The sequence below is a fragment of the Nitrospirillum bahiense genome, assembly GCF_007828025.1.
GTDB lineage: Bacteria > Pseudomonadota > Alphaproteobacteria > Azospirillales > Azospirillaceae > Nitrospirillum > Nitrospirillum amazonense.
Genome location: NZ_VITO01000006.1, coordinates 181,242 through 203,011 on the forward strand (window position 1 = coordinate 181,242; position 21,770 = coordinate 203,011).

Annotated in this window: 21 protein-coding genes and 1 pseudogene; 12 read left to right on the forward strand and 10 right to left on the reverse strand. The window is 59.3% G+C overall.

The annotated features are described in order from the left end of the window. Positions 1–93: 93 nt before the first annotated feature. Positions 94–363 (reverse strand): DUF1883 domain-containing protein, encoded by a 270-nt coding sequence (locus tag FBZ88_RS10860; RefSeq protein ID WP_145616812.1) that lies wholly within the window; start codon positions 361–363, stop codon positions 94–96. A 195-nt stretch (positions 364–558) separates the two neighbouring features. Here FBZ88_RS10860 and FBZ88_RS10865 point away from each other — a divergent pair, with 195 nt between their 5' ends. Next, the gene (locus tag FBZ88_RS10865) at positions 559–1,551 is read left to right on the forward strand and encodes a helix-turn-helix transcriptional regulator (protein WP_145616813.1); all 993 of its coding nucleotides are present in this window, start codon (positions 559–561) and stop codon (positions 1,549–1,551) included. Between the two features lie 54 nt (positions 1,552–1,605). Here FBZ88_RS10865 and FBZ88_RS10870 read toward each other — a convergent pair whose 3' ends face one another. Both FBZ88_RS10870 and FBZ88_RS10875 read right to left on the reverse strand, forming a co-directional pair. Continuing rightward, entirely contained in the window at positions 1,606–5,343 is a 3,738-nt protein-coding gene (locus tag FBZ88_RS10870) for an AAA family ATPase (protein ID WP_145616814.1), read from the reverse strand. A gap of 3 nt (positions 5,344–5,346) precedes the next feature. Continuing rightward, positions 5,347–6,570 (reverse strand): exonuclease SbcCD subunit D, encoded by a 1,224-nt coding sequence (locus FBZ88_RS10875; RefSeq protein ID WP_145616815.1) that lies wholly within the window; start codon positions 6,568–6,570, stop codon positions 5,347–5,349. Positions 6,571–6,927: 357 nt separating this feature from the next. Between FBZ88_RS10875 and FBZ88_RS10880 the strand changes: the two genes are divergently transcribed. From FBZ88_RS10880 to FBZ88_RS10900, 5 genes are read left to right on the forward strand one after another with little or no spacing between them, the layout of a single operon-like run. Further along, complete coding sequence (locus FBZ88_RS10880) at positions 6,928–8,154, forward strand: SIR2 family protein (RefSeq protein WP_211102609.1); 1,227 nt, start codon at positions 6,928–6,930, stop codon at positions 8,152–8,154. Continuing rightward, on the forward strand, positions 8,151–9,992 hold the full coding sequence (locus FBZ88_RS10885) for an ATP-binding protein (RefSeq protein WP_145616816.1): 1,842 nt from the start codon (positions 8,151–8,153) through the stop codon (positions 9,990–9,992). The genes FBZ88_RS10880 and FBZ88_RS10885 overlap by 4 nt, the downstream gene beginning before the upstream one ends. A 2-nt stretch (positions 9,993–9,994) precedes the next feature. Continuing rightward, positions 9,995–10,207 (forward strand): KTSC domain-containing protein, encoded by a 213-nt coding sequence (locus FBZ88_RS10890; protein WP_145616818.1) that lies wholly within the window; start codon positions 9,995–9,997, stop codon positions 10,205–10,207. Between the two features lie 42 nt (positions 10,208–10,249). Further along, complete coding sequence (locus tag FBZ88_RS10895; protein WP_145616819.1) at positions 10,250–10,504, forward strand: hypothetical protein; 255 nt, start codon at positions 10,250–10,252, stop codon at positions 10,502–10,504. A 37-nt stretch (positions 10,505–10,541) separates the two neighbouring features. After that, positions 10,542–11,246, forward strand: a complete 705-nt coding sequence (locus FBZ88_RS10900) for a hypothetical protein (RefSeq protein ID WP_145616820.1) — start codon at positions 10,542–10,544, stop codon at positions 11,244–11,246. Positions 11,247–11,278: 32 nt separating this feature from the next. Here FBZ88_RS10900 and FBZ88_RS10905 read toward each other — a convergent pair whose 3' ends face one another. Then, positions 11,279–11,911: a hypothetical protein gene (locus FBZ88_RS10905; protein WP_145616821.1), complete on the reverse strand. Its 633-nt coding sequence runs from the start codon at positions 11,909–11,911 to the stop codon at positions 11,279–11,281. Positions 11,912–12,352: 441 nt separating this feature from the next. Next, on the reverse strand, positions 12,353–13,081 hold the full coding sequence (locus FBZ88_RS10910; RefSeq protein ID WP_145616823.1) for a hypothetical protein: 729 nt from the start codon (positions 13,079–13,081) through the stop codon (positions 12,353–12,355). 564 nt (positions 13,082–13,645) lie between these two features. Here FBZ88_RS10910 and FBZ88_RS10915 point away from each other — a divergent pair. The 3 genes and pseudogenes from FBZ88_RS10915 to FBZ88_RS31560 form a co-directional block, all read left to right on the forward strand. Then, positions 13,646–13,900, forward strand: a complete 255-nt coding sequence (locus FBZ88_RS10915) for a hypothetical protein (RefSeq protein WP_088873764.1) — start codon at positions 13,646–13,648, stop codon at positions 13,898–13,900. A gap of 22 nt (positions 13,901–13,922) precedes the next feature. After that, positions 13,923–14,609 carry a hypothetical protein gene (locus FBZ88_RS10920; protein WP_145616824.1) on the forward strand — a complete coding sequence of 229 codons (687 nt, stop codon included), beginning with the start codon at positions 13,923–13,925 and terminating at the stop codon, positions 14,607–14,609. 210 nt (positions 14,610–14,819) lie between these two features. Next, positions 14,820–15,103: pseudogene (locus FBZ88_RS31560) on the forward strand (helix-turn-helix domain-containing protein); the annotation flags it as partial. A 326-nt stretch (positions 15,104–15,429) separates the two neighbouring features. Here the strand turns inward: FBZ88_RS31560 and FBZ88_RS10930 are convergent. Beyond that, positions 15,430–15,912: a hypothetical protein gene (locus tag FBZ88_RS10930; RefSeq protein ID WP_145616825.1), complete on the reverse strand. Its 483-nt coding sequence runs from the start codon at positions 15,910–15,912 to the stop codon at positions 15,430–15,432. Positions 15,913–16,502: 590 nt separating this feature from the next. Between FBZ88_RS10930 and FBZ88_RS10935 the strand changes: the two genes are divergently transcribed. Further along, positions 16,503–16,976 (forward strand): helix-turn-helix domain-containing protein, encoded by a 474-nt coding sequence (locus FBZ88_RS10935; RefSeq protein ID WP_145616826.1) that lies wholly within the window; start codon positions 16,503–16,505, stop codon positions 16,974–16,976. A gap of 32 nt (positions 16,977–17,008) precedes the next feature. Here the strand turns inward: FBZ88_RS10935 and FBZ88_RS10940 are convergent, their stop codons facing one another. Further along, a complete protein-coding gene (locus FBZ88_RS10940) occupies positions 17,009–17,413 on the reverse strand; it encodes a hypothetical protein (protein WP_145616827.1) in 405 nt (134 codons plus the stop codon). Between the two features lie 502 nt (positions 17,414–17,915). Here FBZ88_RS10940 and FBZ88_RS10945 point away from each other — a divergent pair. Further along, positions 17,916–18,455, forward strand: a complete 540-nt coding sequence (locus tag FBZ88_RS10945; RefSeq protein WP_145616828.1) for a hypothetical protein — start codon at positions 17,916–17,918, stop codon at positions 18,453–18,455. Positions 18,456–18,472: 17 nt separating this feature from the next. Here FBZ88_RS10945 and FBZ88_RS10950 read toward each other — a convergent pair whose 3' ends face one another. From FBZ88_RS10950 to FBZ88_RS10960, 3 genes are all read right to left on the reverse strand, one after another. After that, positions 18,473–18,823 (reverse strand): hypothetical protein, encoded by a 351-nt coding sequence (locus tag FBZ88_RS10950; protein WP_211102611.1) that lies wholly within the window; start codon positions 18,821–18,823, stop codon positions 18,473–18,475. A gap of 113 nt (positions 18,824–18,936) precedes the next feature. After that, positions 18,937–19,881 (reverse strand): NIPSNAP family protein, encoded by a 945-nt coding sequence (locus tag FBZ88_RS10955; protein WP_145616830.1) that lies wholly within the window; start codon positions 19,879–19,881, stop codon positions 18,937–18,939. Positions 19,882–19,969: 88 nt separating this feature from the next. Then, entirely contained in the window at positions 19,970–20,611 is a 642-nt protein-coding gene (locus FBZ88_RS10960; protein WP_145616831.1) for a hypothetical protein, read from the reverse strand. Positions 20,612–20,720: 109 nt separating this feature from the next. On the opposite strand from FBZ88_RS10960, the gene FBZ88_RS10965 reads away from it, so the two are divergent. Continuing rightward, positions 20,721–21,725, forward strand: a complete 1,005-nt coding sequence (locus FBZ88_RS10965; protein WP_145616832.1) for a helix-turn-helix transcriptional regulator — start codon at positions 20,721–20,723, stop codon at positions 21,723–21,725. Positions 21,726–21,770 lie beyond the last annotated feature (45 nt).

The window sequence follows — 21,770 nt, forward strand, 5'->3', positions numbered from 1 at the left end:
CGCCGCCATGTGCCGAAATCGCTCCATAGTTACTTAATATCTTCCAGATATTGCGGCGGCGACCCTTGATCAACACCTCCACACATTCATTGCCTAGCCAGGAATTACGCGAATGGCCGTACGAACCGACCCGCGAAGCCCCTGCATGTCAATGGCCACATGCCAGGTACCCGAGTTAGGAACCGCGAGGCGGACAGGTGAACGGATTGCGCGCCCGCCGATAAAGCTGTGCCGACCGCCCGACTTGTAGCTATTGAAATTGGCGGAATCCATGAGTCGGACATTGGCCGAATTGCCTTGCAAAACAACCTCTACGACGCTGCCGTGATTGAGGTGACCCAGATCATATTGCGTGAACTGCATGAGTACGCTCCTGCATTAGGACGATGGGTAGGACACAGACCACGATTATGGCCTATCAAGGAAATCTACCCTCCTCGTACGTCAAAAGTTGTCACCCCTTTGTTTGGTAGTGCGCAAAGAGCATTAGCTAAGTTTCAGATCGGTAGGCGCGACCTGGTATGACCAGGCGCTAGATATGGTCGTAGGGAGAGATGCATGGCATTCGCGAAAGCCCAGGAATTGCTTCAATTAGCGATGCTGGCAACGAGACGGCGCGGTGTCTCACTTGACGAGATCGTCGAGGAGTTTGGTTGCGCTCATCGAACTGCTCAGCGCATGTCCGCAGCCCTCATGTCCACCTTTCCCCAAACAGAACAAATATATGACGAAGATCGACGCGCACGCTGGGTATTGCCCATCCGTACCCTGACCCCATTCCTCATGCCATCGGCCGACGAACTCGCGGCCTTGGTCACCGCGATAACTGAACTCGGCGCATCAAGGATGCTCAGAGAGGCCGGTGTTTTGCGGCAGCTTGAAAAGAAAGTCCGCGCTTTGATCCCACCAGAAGCTGGCAGGCGGCTTGAAGTAGATGAGGAAGCTCTCTTGGAAGCACTCGGGCACGCAGCGCGGCCTGGACCACGCCCCGTATCAATTAGCGCCGTCGATTCAGCTATCGCAGAAGCACTCAAGGGGCCCTTCCTGCTCAGAATCCTCTACCGCAAACGAGATGAAGAACACCCTAGAGAGAGGGTGGTCGCGCCCCATGGATTGCTACTCGGCGTTCGTCGCTATCTCGTTGCGCGCGACACAGGAAAGCCAGCGGGAGCAAGATTGCAGCATTATTCTGTCGAAGATATTTACGAAGCTGAAGTGCTGGATCAGAGTTTTACGTTAGATAAAGATTTTAATATCCGACACCACGCTGAACGAGGCTTCGGATCTTATGAAAGCGACAAGGAATACGGGGAGGTTATATGGAGATTTAAGCCGGAATCAGCACAACATGCTAGGCGATTCATTTTTCACCCAACTCAGGAAATTACTGAACTTGATGATGGATCGATATTAGTTAAATTCTATGCATCCGGATTCCTAGAGATGTGTTGGCATTTATACTCTTGGGGAAATTCTGTTGAGGTTATTTCCCCTCCACAGCTTCGAGACATGGTGCGGGGCTATCAACGAGACTTCCCAGCATTGCCGTAAAATGGTGGCCAAAGCGTGCGCTCCAGATGCCAACTTGTTGCTCGCCACTAGCGTTCACACGCCTTCAGCCCAGTTCGTCCCTTTGATGGATACGCGGCTCTTGCCGCCACCCGATCGCGTGACGTTCACCTGCACGGGAATTCGGTCCTTCATCATCTCGACGTGGCTGATGACACCCACGGTGCGCCCCTGACTCTGCAACGCCTCCAACGCGTCAATGGCCAAGTCCAGGCTCTCGGCGTCCAGCGAACCGAAGCCCTCGTCGATAAACAGCGTAGCCGCCAGCCCACCATGCCCGCCCATCCGCGAAAGCGCCAAAGCCAAGGCCAGGGAAACCAGGAAGCGCTCGCCGCCGGACAAGCTTCGAACCGACCGAACCTCGTCCCCCATGTCCCGATCCACGACATGCATCGCCAAGTCCTGGCCCGCACGAACCAGACGGTAGCGGGGCTTCAAGTCGGCAAGATGATGGTTCGCCCGGTCGACCAGGAGGTCCAACGTGATCGACTGCGCGTGCTGGACAAACCGGTCACCGTTCTTGGATCCCACGGCGCTGTTGACGGCCTGCCAGACATCGAACGTGGCCCGCGCCTCCGCGATCTCGGCCTCAAGCCCAGCCAGGTTCCGCCTGGCCTGAGCATCGGTCTGCATCCGACCACGAATGGCCCCGACTCGCTCCTGCCGAGTGGACTGCTCATTGTCGATGCTGGAAATTTGCTGCTGCAAATCCTCCAACGGAACCTCTGGAACACCGGCGGCCTCCGCAGCAGCCAAGTCACTCTGACGCTCGCGCAGCGCCGCGTGCGCACTCGTCCGCCGGTCAGCCAGTGCCGCCAAACGGGTCCGCAGCGCCTCCACCTCAGCTCGCGGCCGGGACAGTATTTCGGAAAGCTCATCAGCGGTCAGGCCATGGCTCGCCAGAGTGTCATTCAGGACACCACCGGCCTCTAACTGCTCAGCCTGGCACTCGGCCAAAGCCGTTGCCGCCCCCGACAGCGCCTGCTTGGCCATAGCGACCGCCGACTCCGCAGCTTGGAGCTCCTGCTGCCCCTCATCCCTGGCCGCAATGGCTGCCGTCCGGGCGTCATTGATCCGGGTTCGGTGAACATCGGTGGCCTCGCCGCCGAGAAGCCCCGCCCGCTCACCCCGCAACTGCTTCAGCTCTTCCGCCCGCACGTCGGCCGCCGCCTTCAATTTTTCGGCGCCGATGAGCAGCTCCTCAGCACGCGCTTGTGTCCCGCTGATACGAGGAGCGAGCCCAGCCAAGACAGCGTCCACGGCAAGAACCTCGGCCTCAGCATTTTCTCGTTCGGTCACTAGGTCGGCGAGAACCCGACGTACCTCGTCCGCGTCAATCTCCAGGTCGGCCTGGGTCAAATCCCCAGCCTCCAGTGCCGAGGCGAGGCCCGCATCGATGGTTCCGACGCGTTCCTCGGCCGTGGCAGCAGTTTGCATGAGAAGCGCATGGGCCTGCCCTTTGGCGTTCGCCTCATAAGAAAGGCGTTGCCGCCTTCCCTGCCGCTGTTCCAGCGCGTCCGTCAGCCGGTCTCGCTCGGTGGTTAGGCGGGTGATCGCCTGACGCAATTCTTCCGCCTGCCCAAGTTGGCCCTGTAGGGTTCGCCGCTCCTCTGCAAGCTGGCGGCCCACCTCAAGTATGGCGGTCACAGCACCGGCCGGTCCGGCGGGAAGGTCAGATCGCTCCGCCTTGGGAAGGGTCTCGACGTAAAGGCGTTCGGCCGCTTCAGCCCTGTCCCCGGCCTCTTGAATGTTGGTCCGCAACTGCTTGGCCGCGGCTTCCGCCTGCGCGACCTTCCCCTGGGCCCTCGTAAGGAGATGCCGACCTTTCTCAGCACGTTCCCGAGCCGCATCCAGGTCAGCCTGAAGGCCACGAGCCAACTCGGCCAATACCGCGTCGGCATGAATGGGATGCTCCTTGGCGCCACAAACCGGACAAGGCTGTCCTGGCACCAATCCCTTCCTAAGATGCTGCGCGCTATCCGAGACAGCAGCCAATGCACGGTCAGTCGGCGCCATCAGCGCTTTGACCTCAGCTTCGGCCTCTCCAATGTCCCGCTCTGCGTCCTGGACCTGCTTCGCTGCGGCATCTCTGTCCGCCTCGGCTGCCGCGAGGGATGTCTGAGCCGTTTGGGCCTGCGTTTGAGCCCTGTCGTAGTCTTCTGACGTGCGCTTCAGGTCGCCCAAAACAGTCAGTTGGTCGCCCAAGGCTTCCACCCGGCGCGCAGTGACCTCGGGCGCCAGCCGGACGAGCCGATCCTGATGGTCCAGGATGCCGCGATTCAACTCGGACCGCGCCGCCTGGTCAGCAACATCCTGCTTCTCCAACTCGCCAAGCGCCGCCCGCAGCTCCTGCACCTCGGCATCAACCACACCAGCCTGCTGGCGAGCTTTAAGGGCGCTCCGGCGGGCCGTGTGCCGGTCATCGAAGGCCTGGGTGATCTGGTTCCAATTCCGAACCAGCACAGCCGCCTGGGGCCGCGCCTCCAGGACAGCCTGGGCACCTTGTCGCCGGGCCTGGGCTTGAGCCCTTTCGGTATCCAGCTCGCGTAACTGCACCAGAGCCTGTGAATGCTCGTCCACCGCTGCCGCCGCTGCCATGGCGGCCTGCGAGGCCTCTTGGTCGGCGCGAACGATACGGCTGTCGAGGTCCGCAGCCCTGGACCAGGTGGGACCGAATTCCTTGAAGACCCGCTCGGCCTCGTTCACGGCAGCCTGCGCTAGGTCCTGTTCTTGTCGGCGGGCAACAGCCTCCTGGGTGACATGCTCCAGGGTGACCTGCGCTCGCGAAACCTCTCCCTCCGCCTTGGTCACACTGGCTGATGCCGTCCTGGCGCGGGCCCACGGGAGACGAAGTGGTTCAATCTGGTCAACTCGCTCCAGGTCGGCACGATCTCCCGCTGCCTCCACAAGAGCGGCGTCCGCCGCGCCCGCGACCCGAACGGCCTCCTCATGCCGCCGCTGAGCTTCTGCCGAGGCCTTATGGCGACCGACATCGGCCTCCAGGACCTGGCGTCCGGCTCGTGCTGCCTCGATGGCCGCCAGCAAGGCCTTCTCTTCGTCGTCAAGGGCCGCGCGTTCCTCTTCCGACAAAAGCTGGTGCTCTGCTCGGCGGGCCACCAGCAAGTCGTGATCAGCCTTCGCCTTGCTGTATCGGTCGAAAACGCGAATCGAGATGTCGCGGTAAATCTCTGTGCCCGTCACCTTCTCAAGCAGGGCACCACGGTCTTTGGTGTCGGCACGGAGAAAGGCGTCGAAGTCACCCTGGGCCAGCAGCACCGTACGGCGGAACTCGTCGTATGTGAGCCCCGTCAGCGCGGGAACCTTCGCCTCGACAGCTCTCGTTTGGCTATCGAGCACCTGGCCATCGGACAGGCGCTGAACGCTGCGCTCGATGTTCTGTAGGCGCCCATCCACCCGCCCTCGCGCCCGCCGGGCGGTCCATGTGGCCCGATAGGCTTCACCGTCGAGTCCGACGAAATCCACCATGGCATGGCCTTGTGACGCCCCTCGGCGCAGGACACCACGTGCGTCGCGAGCCTTAATCGATTCGCCACTGGCGTCAGGCACATCTTCGTTACCGCCGGTCTGGCTGAAACGAGGGCACTCCCCATAGAGCGCGAGACAAAGGGCGTCCAGGATGGACGACTTGCCCGCTCCCGTTTCACCCGTGATGGCGAACAGGCCCGCCGATTTCAGTGGCTCAGCGGTGAAATCGATCTCGAACTTGTCGGCCAGGCTGGCGATGTTCTGGCCCCGGATGGCGAGGATCCGCATCGCTTATTCCCCCACCTGGGCGTCGCGAAAAGCTGCGATGTGGCGGGCATCAGGTGGCATCCCGTGCATGTCCTGGAACACGCTCACGAACAGTTCCTCGGGGGAGGTCTCGGCCAAAGACACCGGCGGGGCAGCTTCCGATGCAGCACGGGCTGCCTGCTCAATCCTGACACCTGCCCGCCGAACAGCATGGCGTTCCAGCACCGTCTCGATTTCAGCCAACAGGTTGGGCACGGGACGGTCCGCCAGGAACCTGAGCCAAACGAAGGGGTGACGATCCCGTGGAGCCGATACATCGAGGTTTAGCGCCGTCAGGACCGCATCCAGGTCCCCAACGCTCATTCCACCCCGCTCCGGCAATTGCAGGCATGGGATGGGACGTGGAAGCGGGCGGTGAGTGGCCGTCATCCCATCTTCCCCTATGTCGACCAAGGTGACGCCATGGTCGTAGCCGATCTCCGCCGCCGACAGGGGGAAGGGCGAACCGGAATATCTCACCCGCCCGCCACCAAGGTTCTGCGGTCGGTGAAGGTGGCCGAGGGCCACGTAAGCGAATGCGGGGTCATAGATCTCAGGGGGCACCGCGTGTTCACCGCCGATCAGGATGCGCCGCTCCACACCCTCGGATTCGGTTCCCCCGGCACAGTGGAGGTGGCCAGTGGCAATGATCGGCAGTCCGCCCGCGCGGGCCTGCGCCTGGGCAGCCAATTGCTGATGGAACGCTCGGGTCGCTGCGACGACGGGAGAACCACTGGCGACTTCAGCACCCAACGTCAGGCCGGGCAGATCGGCGGCGCGCAGAAAGGGGATGGCCAACACCATCGCCCGCACCTGCCCATTGGCATCGGCGACCGGGATTAGGTGGCGGTCCAGGTCGACCTGGCCATCCTTCCAGCGCAAGGTGCCCAGGGCATGCACGCCAACCACCTGGAGCACTGCATCGGGCGCTTCCAGGCGGCCAGCGGGGTCGTGGTTCCCGGCGATCATCACCGTCGTCAGGTGCGGGCGCCGCTGCCTGAACTTGGCCAGAGCCGAATACAGCATGCGCTGGGCGTCGCCAGAGGGGTTGATGCCGTCGAACACGTCCCCGGCGATGATCAGCGCATCGACCGCTTCTTCTTCGATGACATCGGCCAGGTGGTCCAGGAACGCCTGGTGCTCGACCTCGCGGGTCCAGCCGTTCAGCATCTGCCCGATATGCCAGTCAGCGGTGTGTAGGATGCGCAATGTCTAGCCCGCCTTCTTCCATTTTATGAACCAGGCCCATTCTACCCGCGCCGAACCGGGAGCCAGACCATAGAGCCAATGACCGGCGATGCAACAGCCATCCACCACGACGTTTGACACTCTGCGTGGTACCCATCACTCCATCGTTTGCATTTGTGATCCCAGGGGATACCATCTTTCGCGTGTACGCCTATAGGCAGGATTCAACGATGCCCCGCTTGATCTCAATCTCTGAAATTCGCCACGGTCGAATTCGATTCGAAAGAAGACAGAAATACACATAACGAAATAATGCGCCATATGAGCGCGACGCCTAAATATAGACGAACGATATTCTGGTTAATAAGGATATAATAATTGGAAACGCAACATAATCCAGATAGATTTATGGCAGATCTTCGTCATCTTCTATCTCAGGGCCGAAAGAGAATAGGATTACTAGTTGGGGCTGGCGCTCCTTTGGCGATTAAAGTCAACGATCAGAATGAAATTGTCACTAACGGGCGACCTATTATACCAGGAGTTGATCAGCTAACGACAACCGTTCTGAGTAAATTGAGCGGACAAGAGTCAATTGCCGCAAACGATATTCGTACATCACTTGGAAGCAATGCAAATATCGAAACAATATTATCAAAAATTCGACTATTAGAGCAAGCAATCGGCTCCATCCAAGTGAATGGCTTGGATAGCGACGGTTACAAAGCACTGGGAGCCTCGATATGCAGCGAAATTGGTAATATTGTTGGCGCCGAGCTACCCTTAGGTCCAAATCCATATACTCATCTGATTAATTGGGTCAGCGGAACACTTAGGTCTGGCGCGGTTGAAATATTCACCACAAACTATGATTTATTATTCGAAGAGGCCTTCGAGAGAGCGAAGGCGCCTTATTTTGATGGATTCTCAGGTGGCAACGCCCCTTTCTTTGATCCAGTCACGGTCGCAGGTGACGATCTTCCGCCACGCTGGTCACGGCTCTGGAAAATCCACGGCTCCCTGGGATGGGCCGTAGAAAAAGGGGCGGTAGTTCGGGGACGAGGAAAATCGGCAGCCAATCTCGTATATCCCGATCATCTAAAATATGATCTTACACAGAAACAGCCATATTCATCTTTATTTGAGAGACTTAAGCGCTTCCTCCTAACGCCAGATACTTTACTGCTCACGATAGGATTCTCTTTTAGAGACGCTCATATATGTGCCGTCCTCGATGAAGCCCTAGCCATGAACGCGAATGCCTCCGTGTTCGCCTTCCAGTACATGAACCTGGAAAAAGAGGAACCTGCGCGTCAGCTAGCATATAGCCGCCCCAACTTGGCGGTATACGCAGCAGATGGCGCTGTCATCAGCGGCGTTCCGGGCCAATGGGCGCCCGGCGAGCTACCCAAGAATTGGGCGGAGATTAGAGCAAGCTTCTGGGGACCACGGTGGGACGGGGATCCCAATATATTCCTGCTGGGCGATTTCGCACAGTTCGCGAAATTTTGCGCACTCACGCAGGCAACAGATTTTTCAACCGCACAGGCGCTTCCTATTTCACCGCCCGTAACTGAAGCCTCTCCTGCGGATGTGATGCCGTGAATAAGAACGACCCCACCTTCTTAGGAACCGTTAGTGCGGTTTCCGGTGCATCTGTAACGGTCAAACTTGCCGAATCTCTGGCTTCTGGCTTGGCGATTATAAATGGACACACTCATCGCGTGGGCCAGGTCGGAAGCTTCGTCAGAGTGCCTCAAGGATATCAGGATCTGTATGGGGTAGTGTGCGAAGTCGGGGCCACTGTTGCTCCCCCCGCAATATCCCCAGACAAGATCGATACCGGCCGCTGGATGCGCGTTGAGCTTGCAGGCGAAGCTGTTGGAAGCCGCTTCGAAAGAGGCCTAAGTCAACATCCGAACATAAATGACACTGTTCATATCGTAACCGACACAGACCTTAGAAAGATCTACGGATACGGAGAGAGTGATCAGGTTTCTATTGGAACACTGTCAAGCTCTGAGAATATTAGCGTTCGACTATCATTGGATAGTTTGGTGACCAGGCATTCGGCAATTCTCGGATCAACAGGCTCTGGTAAATCAACCACCGTTTCGAGCATTTTAAGATCCATCGTCAAACCGATAGGTAAGGATTTTGGAGCGCCGGGCGCCCGAATTATTCTACTCGATATACATGGCGAATATTCATCAGCGCTATCTGATGTCGCTAAAATCTTCCGAGTGGCTCCGCAGCCTGGCGAAAATGCCCTACATGTTCCATATTGGGCTCTGGAAACCAATGAGTTGTTAGAAATACTAGTTGGTAAGCTTACAGAAAATCAAGAAATTGCGTTCGCCGATAAGATATTCGAGTTAAAAAATGCTGCCATACAAGCGCAGAATTTCCCCGGAATTGACCCGCGCTCATTAACGGTAGACAGTCCAATTCCATTTAGCTTGCATCAACTTTGGTACGATTTAATAGACTTTGAGACAATGACGTTTGTCGGACCACAAAGAGATAAACCCGCTCTCAATGCGGAAGGTAATGCAGATACGCTTACGCCACCTCAATATGAGCCCCATGCAATGGGGAATACTGGGCCATTCCTTAACCAAGCAGCAAAAGGAATTAGAAGACAATTAAATCTTCTCCGCTCAAGATTGCTTGATAAGAGGTATGATTTCATACTTCACCCTGGCCAGTGGGAGCCAAGAACTGATGGGAGCATAGAATCAGACCTGGATGTCCTGCTAAGCGGTTGGCTTGGCCACGAAAAACCCATCACTATCCTAGATCTTTCCGGTGTGCCTAGCCCATTTTTAGTCAGGCTTATCGGATCAATTCTTAGAATAATTTATGATGCTCTATTTTGGAGCAGAGAAAAAACCGAAGGCGGGACACTTCGACCGCTACTTATCGTAATGGAAGAGGCACATAGATATCTTAGCCCCGATAGCGGCGACATGGCCTTAAGTATTGTTCAGAGAATAGCAAAAGAAGGACGTAAATATGGCGTGGGCGCAATGATCATATCGCAACGACCAGCAGAGGTTGATGAAACTATACTTTCTCAATGCGGAACCCTGATAGCACTTCGTTTATCGAATCCAGCAGATCGAGGAAGAGTTAAGGGAGCACTTCCCGATAATTTAGCCGGTCTCATGGACCTTCTCCCAGTTTTACGTACCGGTGAAGCCATTATCACTGGTGAAGCCGCGCGCCTTCCTGTGCGCTGTCGAATTACGCTCCCCTCAGAAGAACATCAGCCCAAGAGCACCGACCCCAAAGTTACTGAAGCATGGTCACGCCGTCGAATCGCCGAGGGCTACGATCGTGTAGTTGCCTCGTGGCGCGCGCAAAGTACCACCGCCACCGTGGCCGACAGGAAAATTGTACGGATTCCAGTTCAAGATCAAACATCAACAGGTGAGGAATAACTATGGATAGAACAGCCGTCGCATCAAGTAATGTCTCATCAGTCGGATATGATCCCGCCTCACAGACTCTGGAGATACAGTTTCATAATGGCTCGATATATCAGTACTACAACGTCACGGAAACAGTTTATGAAAATCTAATGCAATCTCCGTCAAAGGGAGGCTATTTAAATACCTATATTAAGAACTCACATCCTTACTCAAGGGTTGGTTGATCGCAACGACACTCATAATACCAAAGCCCTTTAGGATATATTATGCGTCGCATCATTTTATCTTTTTTTGCCAGCATCCTCTTGGCATCTCCAGTCGCCTTGGCTGCCGAGGGCAAGCACTACTCCGACCCAGCTGCCGCTGCCAAGGTCTGCAAAAGTCCAGTGGTCTGGGTGAACCCCGCGTCGGCCATCTACCATCTACAGGGTAGCCGCTATTACGGCACAACCAAGGATGGCTTTTACATGTGCCAGAAGGCCGCCGAATCTGCCGGGAACCGCCAGGCGGAAAGCCGCTAAGACGGCGGCAAAGAAGCTGGGGCTACAGAGGTCCAACATGGAATACGATGGGCTATTCGACTTCTGGGCCAATGTAGGCCCCAGCAACCGCATCCATCCCGCCGATGCTCCCGTTCTGGCCCGCCTTGATGAAGGGAACCAAAACTGGAATCAACAACACCCTGCCCCGGAGGAGTTAGACGGGCTCGACCTCAGGTGTCTGCCACTCCCCTTCATTGGTCCGCTCAGAACCGCTCCGGTGGTCTTCCTTACCCTGTTACCCGGCTTAGAAGAGGACGATGTCGAAGAAGCAGCAACTGAAGCGGGACAACACCGGTACCACCTAATGAGACAGGGCAATCAGCCCCTACCGTTGAACGGCGAAATTGGCGGTGCCTGGAAATGGTGGAAAGCCCGCACAGCCCGCCTTGGCGATCCCATGATGTTACGTCACCATGTGGCGTTCCTTGACATCGGCGCCTACCATTCCAAGAAGGCTCCAGATCGGCAGACGCTCGCGGCCTTGCCATCCAGCCGAATGGCCATCGATTGGGCCCAGCAGGTGCTCTTCCCTCAAGCTGTGAAGGGTGAACGCGTCGTCGTGTGCCTCCGCGCGGCTCGCATGTGGGGACTCAGGAGAAATCGCTGCCAGGGCTCGCTATTTGTCCCCGAGACACCCCGGAGCGGCCATCTCGGTCAGGGGAAGATTGCCAATGCTGCTGTAGCGGCCATCAAGTCAAGACTTGGCCTAACAGGTTTTTAGTCTTGATGGCCAAACATAAACCCCATAATATATTAAATTATCCGCACATTAGGGTGAGGATTGTTAGTATAATGCCGATGCTTCATATTCACGCCAAATTTAATAATTCGGCCCTTTAGTTCCTCCATTTCAAATGTAAATCTGACCATAGAATCAAGATCATAAGTCTCCGATTTTTCATATATAACCAAGTGAGCATCATCCAGTGACAACCCCTTAATTACTGCGTTCTCGTGGCTATAGCATAATGCGGAGTACTTATCCGGATCCAGAAGGAAAATCCTATTAGGCGAATCATCACTCGTGGCTAGGACGCTGTGCGCGAATCTATTACGCTCTCGGCCAATCTCCTCCATTCTCTTTGTGATATATAAAGCCTCATCCAAATCACTGTCCGTGAGAATACTTCTGGAGATATCTTCTATTGCTTTTCTCTTCGCAGAAACATTTGGAAGCTTCTTGTATTTTGAACCTGACACCTCCAAGTCTCCACCACATAAAGCCGTATAAGCAACTACTAAAAATACTTCTATTTCGTTCCATATAGAATATACGGCAGCAATCCTTATGGAAAACTCAGGATGAATTTTCTGCAAACCTCCGCATCCCGCAGATAGGCGTGTGTTCTTAGGAATTTGTCCGAGAGAAAATAATGAACTCGTCATCGTAAAAATCCCTCATTTAGGCCCATACGGTTAGAGCCGATGTCTTAACTTCTTCCGATTTTACGACTACATAATAGGAAAATTAGATGAATTCAGAGTCTACTCGCACTTTTCTGCACATTGAGCTTCCTCATCTAACGATAGGCCTCATACTCCCACTTCATGCGGGCCTCCGCCGCATCGTCCCATCCTCTTAGCCATTCAGATCGGCCGCCGCCACGTTCCAGCGGACAGTCTACTCGCGCAATGCCGTCATGGAACGCTTTGTCCCCCGCAGCACGGGTAGGCGGCATGTCCAACCGCAAAGGCCATCCACTGGCCTTTCGCGCAGCCGCAGCGGTCTGCTGCTCCTCCGCCGTCATATGCTTTCGGCGCCGCACCCGATACCCAGCCTGCTCGTCCATATCGGCCTTCCGCTGAAATTCACCGTCTCGTAGAACCTCAGGCAGCCACCTTCGTCGTATCCCGAAGCTGCTCCCACTTGCCGGACAGCGTGGGCATGGACGGGCAACGCAGGTCTAGCTTAATGAGGCCCTCCCCATTTGCGTACAGGCCAAGTACCCGCCCACCATCAATCTGAACTCGAAGGCGGTGCGGCATGTCCGGATGTCGGGACCAGCGTTGAATCTCCTCAGCGTTCTCCTGGGAGAGAAAATCAGTCGCATTTTTCAGGTCTGCCCAGAACTTCGGGGCCTCCCGGATCAGCTGCGCCGCCTGCCGGGAAAGGTCCATCACTTCCTTTCGGCTCCAAGTGCAAACAATAAGGGGATCGGAATAAATGAGCGACTCTGCGCACTTGAGGAGCTGTTCCCACCGCTGGCGCCAGCCCTTCGTCCCCCGGACGAATTCCTGTCCTCTTAGCTGACCAACAACCACAGTCGTGAAGTTGCTGGTACCGCCCGATCCTGCAAGCCCAAGCCTCGGGACCATTCCACCTGTAGCTTCGACTTCCACCGTCAGCCGACCATTGTTCTGCTCACAGGCCCTCTTCAGCAGCCCCTCAGTCGTCGGCAGCCGATGCAACACCTGCCGCTCCCGTGTGAGGTGCTTTACCGCCGGTTCCAGGGCTTTCAGGTCCGCAACTAGTTCTTCTGCCACCGGCATGACCGCCTCCATCAACCAGAACGCCGCCTGGTCGTAGCGCTGGGCATTGCGGAAGGTGCGCTGCATCTGCCTCATCCGGACACCGCCAAAATGATTGCCAGCGCAACACCACCCCACGCACCGAAGGGAACCGTCATCGACTCCCCATATGTACGCCCCTTCAAGGAACTTGGGCTTATCATCGCAAAGGCAGCAAGGAATGAGCTTCCCTTCAGGACGTACCTCTGCCCTGACCGCAAATTGAAGAACGATCTCCCATCGCAGCGCTAAGTCGGGCTTTCCCTTGGCCAGCTTGGGCCAAGCCTCTGGTTGGCCTGTCTCATCAATGAATCGCTGAATGTCTTCACGCTCGCGGAGCGTGGGGGCTTCTCTATAGGGGCCAACGAACTCTATCGGTTCACCAGGCATGAGCATCCTCCATCAAGAAGTGATCAGAGCCCCCATCTTGTTATTGCAACGGAGCATACCACACCAAATCGTGATGTTCACACTACGTTCTTAGCGGCATTGCTAGGATACCGTTGCCCTGCGACAAAGCCGACATCTTTACCCACATGCCGCAGCAGCTTGCTCGCATAACGCGCAATCTATAAGCTTAGGCGATAGTTTCCAGCTGCAAGGGCTCCCCGAATGCGCCGTCTCGTTGCCGCCATTCTGATGACCACTCTTCTAGTCAGCCCAGCTGCCCTAGCCGCTGAAGGCAAGCACTATTCCGACCCGGCCGCCGCCGCCAAGGTCTGCAAGTCGCCTGTGGTTTGGGTAAACCCCAACTCCGGTGTCTATCACCTCCAGGGCTCACGCTACTACGGCACCACCAAGGACGGCTTCTACATGTGCCAGAAGGCCGCCGAAGCCGCTGGAAACCGCCAGGCTGAAGGGCACTGACGGCTTCGCTCACCTGAAGCCGTTGATCGACAATACCCCACTTGAGGAGGCAGCCTGCTGTATGCCCGGCGGCGCCTATCTCGATTCCGCGATGAAATTCAGGACAACCATGTCAGCTCAGAATGTGCTCCGGATCGGAATCCTTGCCGCAGGCCTGGCGCTTGTCCACGGTGCCCAGGCCAAGACCTTCGAATTCCGAGGCCATACGCTGGGAGAGCCGATTGAGTTGTCATTTCCCGATTGGCGAAACAAAGACCCTTACGGGATCAGAGGCTGCCACGACGAAGTAGTATCCGGCTACCTGGCATGCCCCGAGAAACGGGAAGCCGTAGATCCAAGAAGCTCTCTCGGATCATATAAAATTGGCGACGTTGAAATAGATCGCATTAATTATGATTATTATGACGGTAAATTAGCCTCCATCGATGTCGGATTTAGCATTGTAAAATTTGAAACGATTAGAAACATGATGGAAGGAAAGTATGGCAAGCCAAATCGGGACGAATACGTAAATACGTATGGCGGATACGGTCTAATTTTTAACAATAGGCAGTGTGACTGGAGTTTTCCTCAGGGCACCCTTAGATTGTCGCTCTATTATCTGGATATGCACATGTCGCGGATTGAATTCATCAATCCGACCGTTGAGGCCAAAATCAAGAAGGACAAGGCCGCAATCGACAGGCAGAAGGGCGCGAAAGGATTCTGAGTGAGTTTATTAATGAAATCTCTGGCGATCTCGAACGTGTGCCAGGCGGCACGGCATAAGCGCCGGTGCTGATGATCAGTTTGTGCTGAGAGGGTATTGACCTAACAGTCCCGGCCAAACCGGCCACCGCGGGGGCCGGTGTGGCCATGCTATCTCTGGTGGGGTTTGATGGAGTTACTAGCAACATCAACCCAGAGACCGGAGAGCGACATGACCACGGCACAGAAGGTAGCACGCCGTAAGCTGAGCCTGCTTGAACTTGCGTCCGACCTCGGCAATGTCAGCAAAGCCTGCAAAGTGATGGGCTACAGCCGACAGCAGTTCTACGAGATGCGCGGAACTATCGGACCTTTGGGGCGGACGGCCTGACCGACCGTCTGCCCGGCCCGCGCGGCCCCCATCCCAACCGCGTGTCGGCGGAGGTGGAAACGGCGGTACCAGATCACGCCCTGGCCCATCCCGGCCACGGCTCCCTGCGGCTGGCCCAGGAACTGCGGCATCGTCGAGCGCCTACACCGCACGCTGCTGGGCGAACTCTTCCGCGGTCGAGGCCGCCGCACCTGGTTCGATACCATCGAAGAGATGCAGGGCGTGCTCGACCAATACCTGGTCGTCTACAATACCAAGCGCCCCACCAGGGGCGCGCCATGAAGGGACGCACCCCCTCCAGGCCTTCTGAGACGGTATCCCCAAGCCACAGAAGGAGGCGCCCGAAGCAAACCTCAAACCCGCCGCCTGATAACCTCACCAGACGGGGCGACTGTCAGGGGATAACCGCCCCTGTACAATCTGAAGGCACCGTGGGACAGCGGCTCGCCAATCACGAAATGGCTGACGACAGAGCGACAAATTTGAATTTGAAGGGCGAGTTACCCTCAGCCAGCATTCCACTGGCGACACTCTCAAAATCTTCGTCCGTTCCGTCGGTCTGCTCCATGGCCCGCAGAGAATCGTCAGACAGCGACATGACGTACCCAACTTTGTCGGCCCCAGCAGCGATGGTGTCCAGCTTCTGCTGGGAGTCCGTGGCGAGGTGGACAATCAGCAGGGCGAGCATCTGCTGAATACGTTGGTCCGTGTGCCCATTGGCCAGGACTGCATCCGCGATCGAGAATTGAGCTGCATGGGAACCATTCTTGAAATTCCGATGCTTATACAGCTGGGTGACTAGTCCTTCAGCCTTTTTGCGAGCGTCAGAAAGTCTTGCTCGCTCGATACCAAATTGAACGAGATACGGGGGCTCAACAGCCCTCTCGTCGAAGCCAGCGGCCATCTTGAGGAAAAATTGGATCACGTCAGACATATAGGGCCCTTAATCGTTGGGTAATGGATTGCATTCACCCCGCATTTAAACTTCCTCGTCCTCAGCTTCAACTGGCAAATCGATACGACAGAATTGGGCCTTCTGATACGCTATCATGTTTAAGTTTCGAAACAGGATGGATGACTTCCCGTCCTTCGAGGTCCAAGCATTCTGGTCAGCCTTCCAGGTCCGAAACACGATGTATCGGCCGCCGACCTCGAATTCGGACATAAATTTCTCCGGCACAAAGACCCGAGGTGCGATGATGGACGTCCCCTTCGTCCGGCCGGGCATGCCCTGGCCTTCCCCGGAACCGGCCGGGCAGCTGTCCCTTGCGCAACCCGATGCCGAACTCGGGTCGGAAACCTGGAGATTCTTGATAACTTACTGGAAATAGATCAATATTTTCTCGCACGCGAATTTGTTGACGCAATCTGCAACCAGTCTGCCTTTCCTTGATCAATCTGGATTTCTATGAAAAGGGATGATTAGCCCCTGGTCATAAAGCCAAGGATAGGGTAAATTTCTCCCGTTTTCTAGGGCATAATTCTCCCGCGACGCCGCCTCCGCCTCAGGGTAAATTTCCCCACATGACCACCGCCGCCAAAGTCATCCAGAACGCCTCCGCGCCCAGCCCCCTGGCTGAGCGGCTGGGTCGCCGCCTGTCGGCGCTGAACCTGGGCTATGCGGAGTTCGAACGGGCGGCCGGCCTGAACGAAGGCACCATCAAGGGCATCATGTACGGCAAGTCCGCCTCGCCCCGCGCCGACACCATCTACAAGATCGCGCGCGGCCTGGGCTGCCGAATCGAGGATTTGATCGGCGAGAACCGGTTGGGCAGCGACTCGGGCGACGAGGCTGGTCATCTCGCCACTCCGCCCCCTATCCCCTATGCCGGGCAGGAACCGCCGCCGTTGCCGGAACATGCGGTGCTGGACGCCGTGCTGGACAAGGTGCGGGCGGCCTATCGCCAGGGCGACCTGGACTTGGCCGCCCAGTTGGTGCGCCTGTTCCAGCTGGACCTGGAAAAGCTGAAAATCGAGCGCGAGATCGCCCGGCGCTGAGGCGTCGCCGACACCGGCCCTCTCATCAGCCATCAGCATGACGCCCATCCCAGGCAGGCGGCCAGGTCGCGGTTGAGCAACATGTCGGCGGGGCCGTCTTTCATCTCTGCCATCGCCGCGGGATCGGCCGGCAGGGCATCCACCAGATAGAGGCGCACGCGCAGGCCACTCGGGACTGTGGCTGTCTCCAATGCGACCCAAGCGTCGGCGGCGATGGCCGCGCCTCCGGCCACCTGGTGCAAGGACGGCACCATGTCCACCTGCCGGTGCCGGGTCAGCGACAACAGAGTCCACGGCCAGGCATCGCTGACCAACGCCACGACCGGCACGCCGCCCACGAAGACCCGCAGGCGCCGCCCAAGGGGCGGCGCCTCAGGCGTGCCGGGATAAACCTCCCCAGCCAGGGGCAAACGCCGCTGCGACACGCGACCGGACATTCCACTCCTCTATCCCGCAATGGCCCCGATCCTATTCCGGGATGCCGTTCCCAAGCACCGGCCCGGTCAGGCCTGCCCCAATGGGACGGCCCAAGCACCAAGCCTTGCAGATCCTTATGTCCTCGATAAATCTTCGACCGAAACTCCCGGTTAACGTGCGCCGCAAGGCATGGAACGCCTTCTGGCGTGCCTGCCATATGTTCCCTATACGTTCTCATTTTGATGGGAAGTGGTCAAGCGGCGGCCGATGCGCCACCGATGGAACAGACCGGAGAACATTCTCAGGCCAGGGTATCTTTCTCTTATTTTTGTTGACGGGGCATTTTTCTCCCGGCAGGATAATCCTTACCGGCCGGCGCTTACCCCATCGGCGCCGCCCGGCGATGGCGACCCGCCCCCTGCCCCTCCCCGGGTGGGTCGCCCCCCCCCGGGGAGGGCAGGCGCCGATTGGCTGCCACCGCCCCGGGGTTCCTTCTGACAGTCAAAAACGGAGCCTGCCCCCATGTCGTCCGCGTCACTCGCGTCGCCTGTTCCCATCGCCGCCGCCCTGCCCGCGCGTAGCTCGGCCCTGCCGCCCTTGGCGGCCCAAATTCCGACCCTGGCGCGCCATGTGGCGCATGCGGCGCTCAGCGTCCGCTTGGCCAGCCGGCGGCTGGATCAGGGGCACGGTGTGGCGGCCCGTGACGAGTTGTTGGAAACGGCGGCGCCCGCGCTGGAGCAGGCGCTGGAGGGCATGGGCCGGCTGGAAGTGACGCTGGAGGCCCACAGCCAGGTAAGGGAAGCGGACCTGCGCCCGGCCGCCACCTTGCGCGTGCGCATGGAGGCGGCGGCAAGCCTGCTGAAACAGGCGGACGTGCTGGCCCGGGCTGGCTTGGCCGAGGAAGCGGGCGATAGCCGCGAGGCGGCGCTATGGACGCTGGAACGAGGCCTGGCCCTGGTGCCGCCCTTCAGCCCAGCGCCCTCGCCAGCGGCGGACATTCCCATTCGCGCCCTACCACCCCGCCACCTCGCCACTCCCCCCGTCGGAATGGCGCCGCCCTGAGGCGGCCGGACGGGATCTCAGCGGCGCACCACGGTGGTGCCGCCGCTGCCCCAGGCGCTGACGCCCAGTAGGAAGCCGAAATCGTACCAGCGGCCGGGGTTGGGATAGGCGTAGACCCGCGTATCGGAAATCAAGCTGTAGAGGAAACTGAAAGGCGCGATCAATCCGTGCAGCAAGCCGTAAAGGAAGCCGGGCAATTCACGGCCCGCCATGGGCGGCGGCTGGGTGGCGCACGCGCTGAGCAGCAGCCCCGCGCCCAGGATGCCGGCTCCCACCAACATGGGTTTCAGCCAACGGCGGCGGCGCAGCTCGGTCGTAACGGGCGCGGTCGCGGGGGATGACACGGACTGAACTGTGGACTGTTCCATCTTGGCCTCCCGGCAAGGACTTGGTCCCGCCACTGTCCGAAAGCCGGGGCCCGAGGCCAAGGCCCCTAAAAGGCGGCCCGGGGCCCTAGACATTGGTCAGCCCTAGACATTGGTCAGAAGGGCCCTTGCCACCGGGATCCGGAAGTCGGGGCTAAACGGCGGACCTCCGGCGCGCCTTTCAGCACATGCCCGCGCCACCAGGGCGTCGCGACATGGGCGCGATAGCGGTCGTAGGCCGCCGTGTCAGCGAATGCCTGGAAGGTGACGAAGACCGCTTCCCCCTCCCGCACCGGCAGACGGGGAAAATTGTTAGGTTCAGGATTGGTGACGAAGGCCGCCAGAATGGGACCGCCGGCCGCCGCCAAAGCCGGCGCCCCGTCACGCGCGAAGGCATCGGCCAAATCCAATGCCGCGGCGGCGTCGTGGGCCGGGAAGGGGTAATAGAAGGTGGCGACCAACATGCCGTGCCCTGCGGGCGGCGCGCCGGGAGGCGCCGGCACGGGCGGCAGGGGCGCGGGGCTGGGTGTCACCGGTGGCGGCGCCGGCGCGGCATCGGCGAAGCCTGAAGCCGCGCTTGCCGGCCGCAGCAGCAGGACGTTGTCGGAGTCCAGCATGGTGCCGTTCGCGGCTTCACGGTGCGCCTGCCATACGGGTCCGCCATAGAAGGCCGCCAAGCCGGCGGCACGCGCCGGCATGTCAGGGAAACCCCGCAGCCAGACGAAGCGGTCGGGGTCGTCCAGGTCGCGGAACTGGCCCACCACGCGCACACCCACCGCCTCCTGCCCTGTCAGGAAATAGCGGTCGAACAGGTCGATCAACACGTCCCGCTGGCCGGGCTTCAGGGTGTACTGACGCAGTTCCAGGACAGCGCAGCAGGCGGCAGGGCCTGTCGCCGGCGAAACTTTGGCCTTAGGCGCCGGCGCCTCCGCCCGCAGCGCCACCTTCAGGGGCAAGGCGTCGGCCGGCATCAGGTCGGGCGGCCAGGCCAGCGCCCGGTCGGCCACGCCGGCGCCGACCAATAGGGTCAGGGCCAGCAATACGGCGGTCTGCAGTCTCATGGTGGTTTTCCTTGTTCTTGTCGTTTGAGCTGTTGGTCACGCTAAAACCTCAAGTGAAGTTTAGGTCAAGCCCCTTCAAGCGCGCCCTTCAAGCGCGGGTGAAGGCCAAGGTCCAGTTGGTTTCCCAGCTGCGGCCCTCGTCGGCCGACCACGCCTGCTCCCATAGGGCGGAGGTGGTGGTGATGCGCGACCAGATCACCCGCGCTTGTACCGGCCGACCCAACAGCGGATCGAAATCCTGGCCGCGAAAGTCTCCCCGCCGGCCGGCGAAAAGGCCGCCTGTGAAACGCCCGGTCAGGGGGCCCCGCAAGGTGCCGGTGCGCCCGTCCACCCGGTGGAATGCCCAATGCCGGGCCGCAGGGTCGTACAGGCGGAAGGTGACGGCGGCGCTGGGCTGGTCCGCCAGGGCCGGCAGCTCCAACTCATCCAGGCAAGCCAAGCCGCCCAGCATGACTTGGCCGTGGGCGCTGGCCGGCACCTCGTCCCAGCGGTCATCGCCCATCCAGCGATTCAGCCGCCGGCGGCTCAGCACCGACCAGCGTCCGGCCAGGAAGTCGAAGTCGCCAGCCCCCGGGCCGCCCGTGAGCAGATCGGGCTGGTCCGGATCGGTCGGGCGACGGTCGACAGCGGGCAAGTGCTCCGCCTGAGCCGGGACGGCGGCGAAGGCCATGAGACCGGCGCCCAACAGGGCGGCGCGGCGGGTGGGCGTATGGGTGCTGGTGGCGTGCATGGGAAACGGTCCTCCGCGATGGGAAAACCGGGCGTTTTGTCCGGTGAATGCACTTTACCGGACTAAACCTGACATCCTTTGTCAGGTATAATCTGCTAGTTTGAAATTCATGCGCGCCAGCCGTCTTCTTTCCCTGCTCATGCTGCTTCAGACCCGGGGTCGCCAGACCGCCCAGGCCTTGGCCGATGAGCTTGAAGTCACTGTCCGCACCATCTATCGGGACATCGACGACCTGAGTGCCGCCGGCGTCCCCGTCTACGGCGATCGGGGACGCGCCGGGGGATTCCAGCTGCTGGATGGATATCGCACCCGTCTGACCGGCATGACGGCGCAGGAGGCGGAGAGCCTGTTCCTGGCCGGCCTGCCGGGACCGGCGGCGGAACTGGGCCTGGGCGACACCCTGGCCGCTGCACAGCTGAAGCTGCTGGCGGCCCTGCCCGAACAGGGGCGCCAGACGGCCTCGCGCCTGAACGCCCGCATCCACCTGGACCCGGTGGGCTGGTTCCAGGAACCGGGCAAGGTCGACATCCTGCCCGACATCGCCCGGGCAGTGTGGAACGAGCAGGTCATCCGCATGCGCTATGAACGCTGGGCCGGTATCGTGGAGCGCACGGTGGAACCGCTGGGTCTGGTCCTGAAAGGGGGCGTCTGGTACCTGGTGGCCCAGTCCCACGTGGAGACGGCGCAGGCGGAGGCCGGCAAGCCGGCCAGCGGCCCGCGCACCTACCGCGTTTCCAACATCCTGGCCCACACCGTGCTGGACCGGCGCTTCCCCCGGCCGGCGGATTTCAACCTGCCGGTCCATTGGCAGGAATCGCTGCAAAGCTTCGAGGCCGGTCTTTACACCGGCACCGCCCGGGTGAAGGCCACAGCGGCCGGCCTGAAATCCCTGCGCAATTTGGGTCCGGCCTTCAACGAACGCATCACCGCCACCCTGCGGCCGGTCGACGCCGAGGGCTGGGCCGAGGCCGACATTCCCCTGGAGGCGGTGGAATGGACGGCCCGCCAGTTGCTGGGCCTGGGCCTGACGGTGGAGGTCCTGGGCCCGCCGGCATTGCGCGCCCACATGGGGGAAATGGCGGCGGAGCTGCACCACCGCTATGCCGCGCCCTGAAAGGAAAAGGGCACCGGCGTCGCCACCGGTGCCCCTTCCAGACTT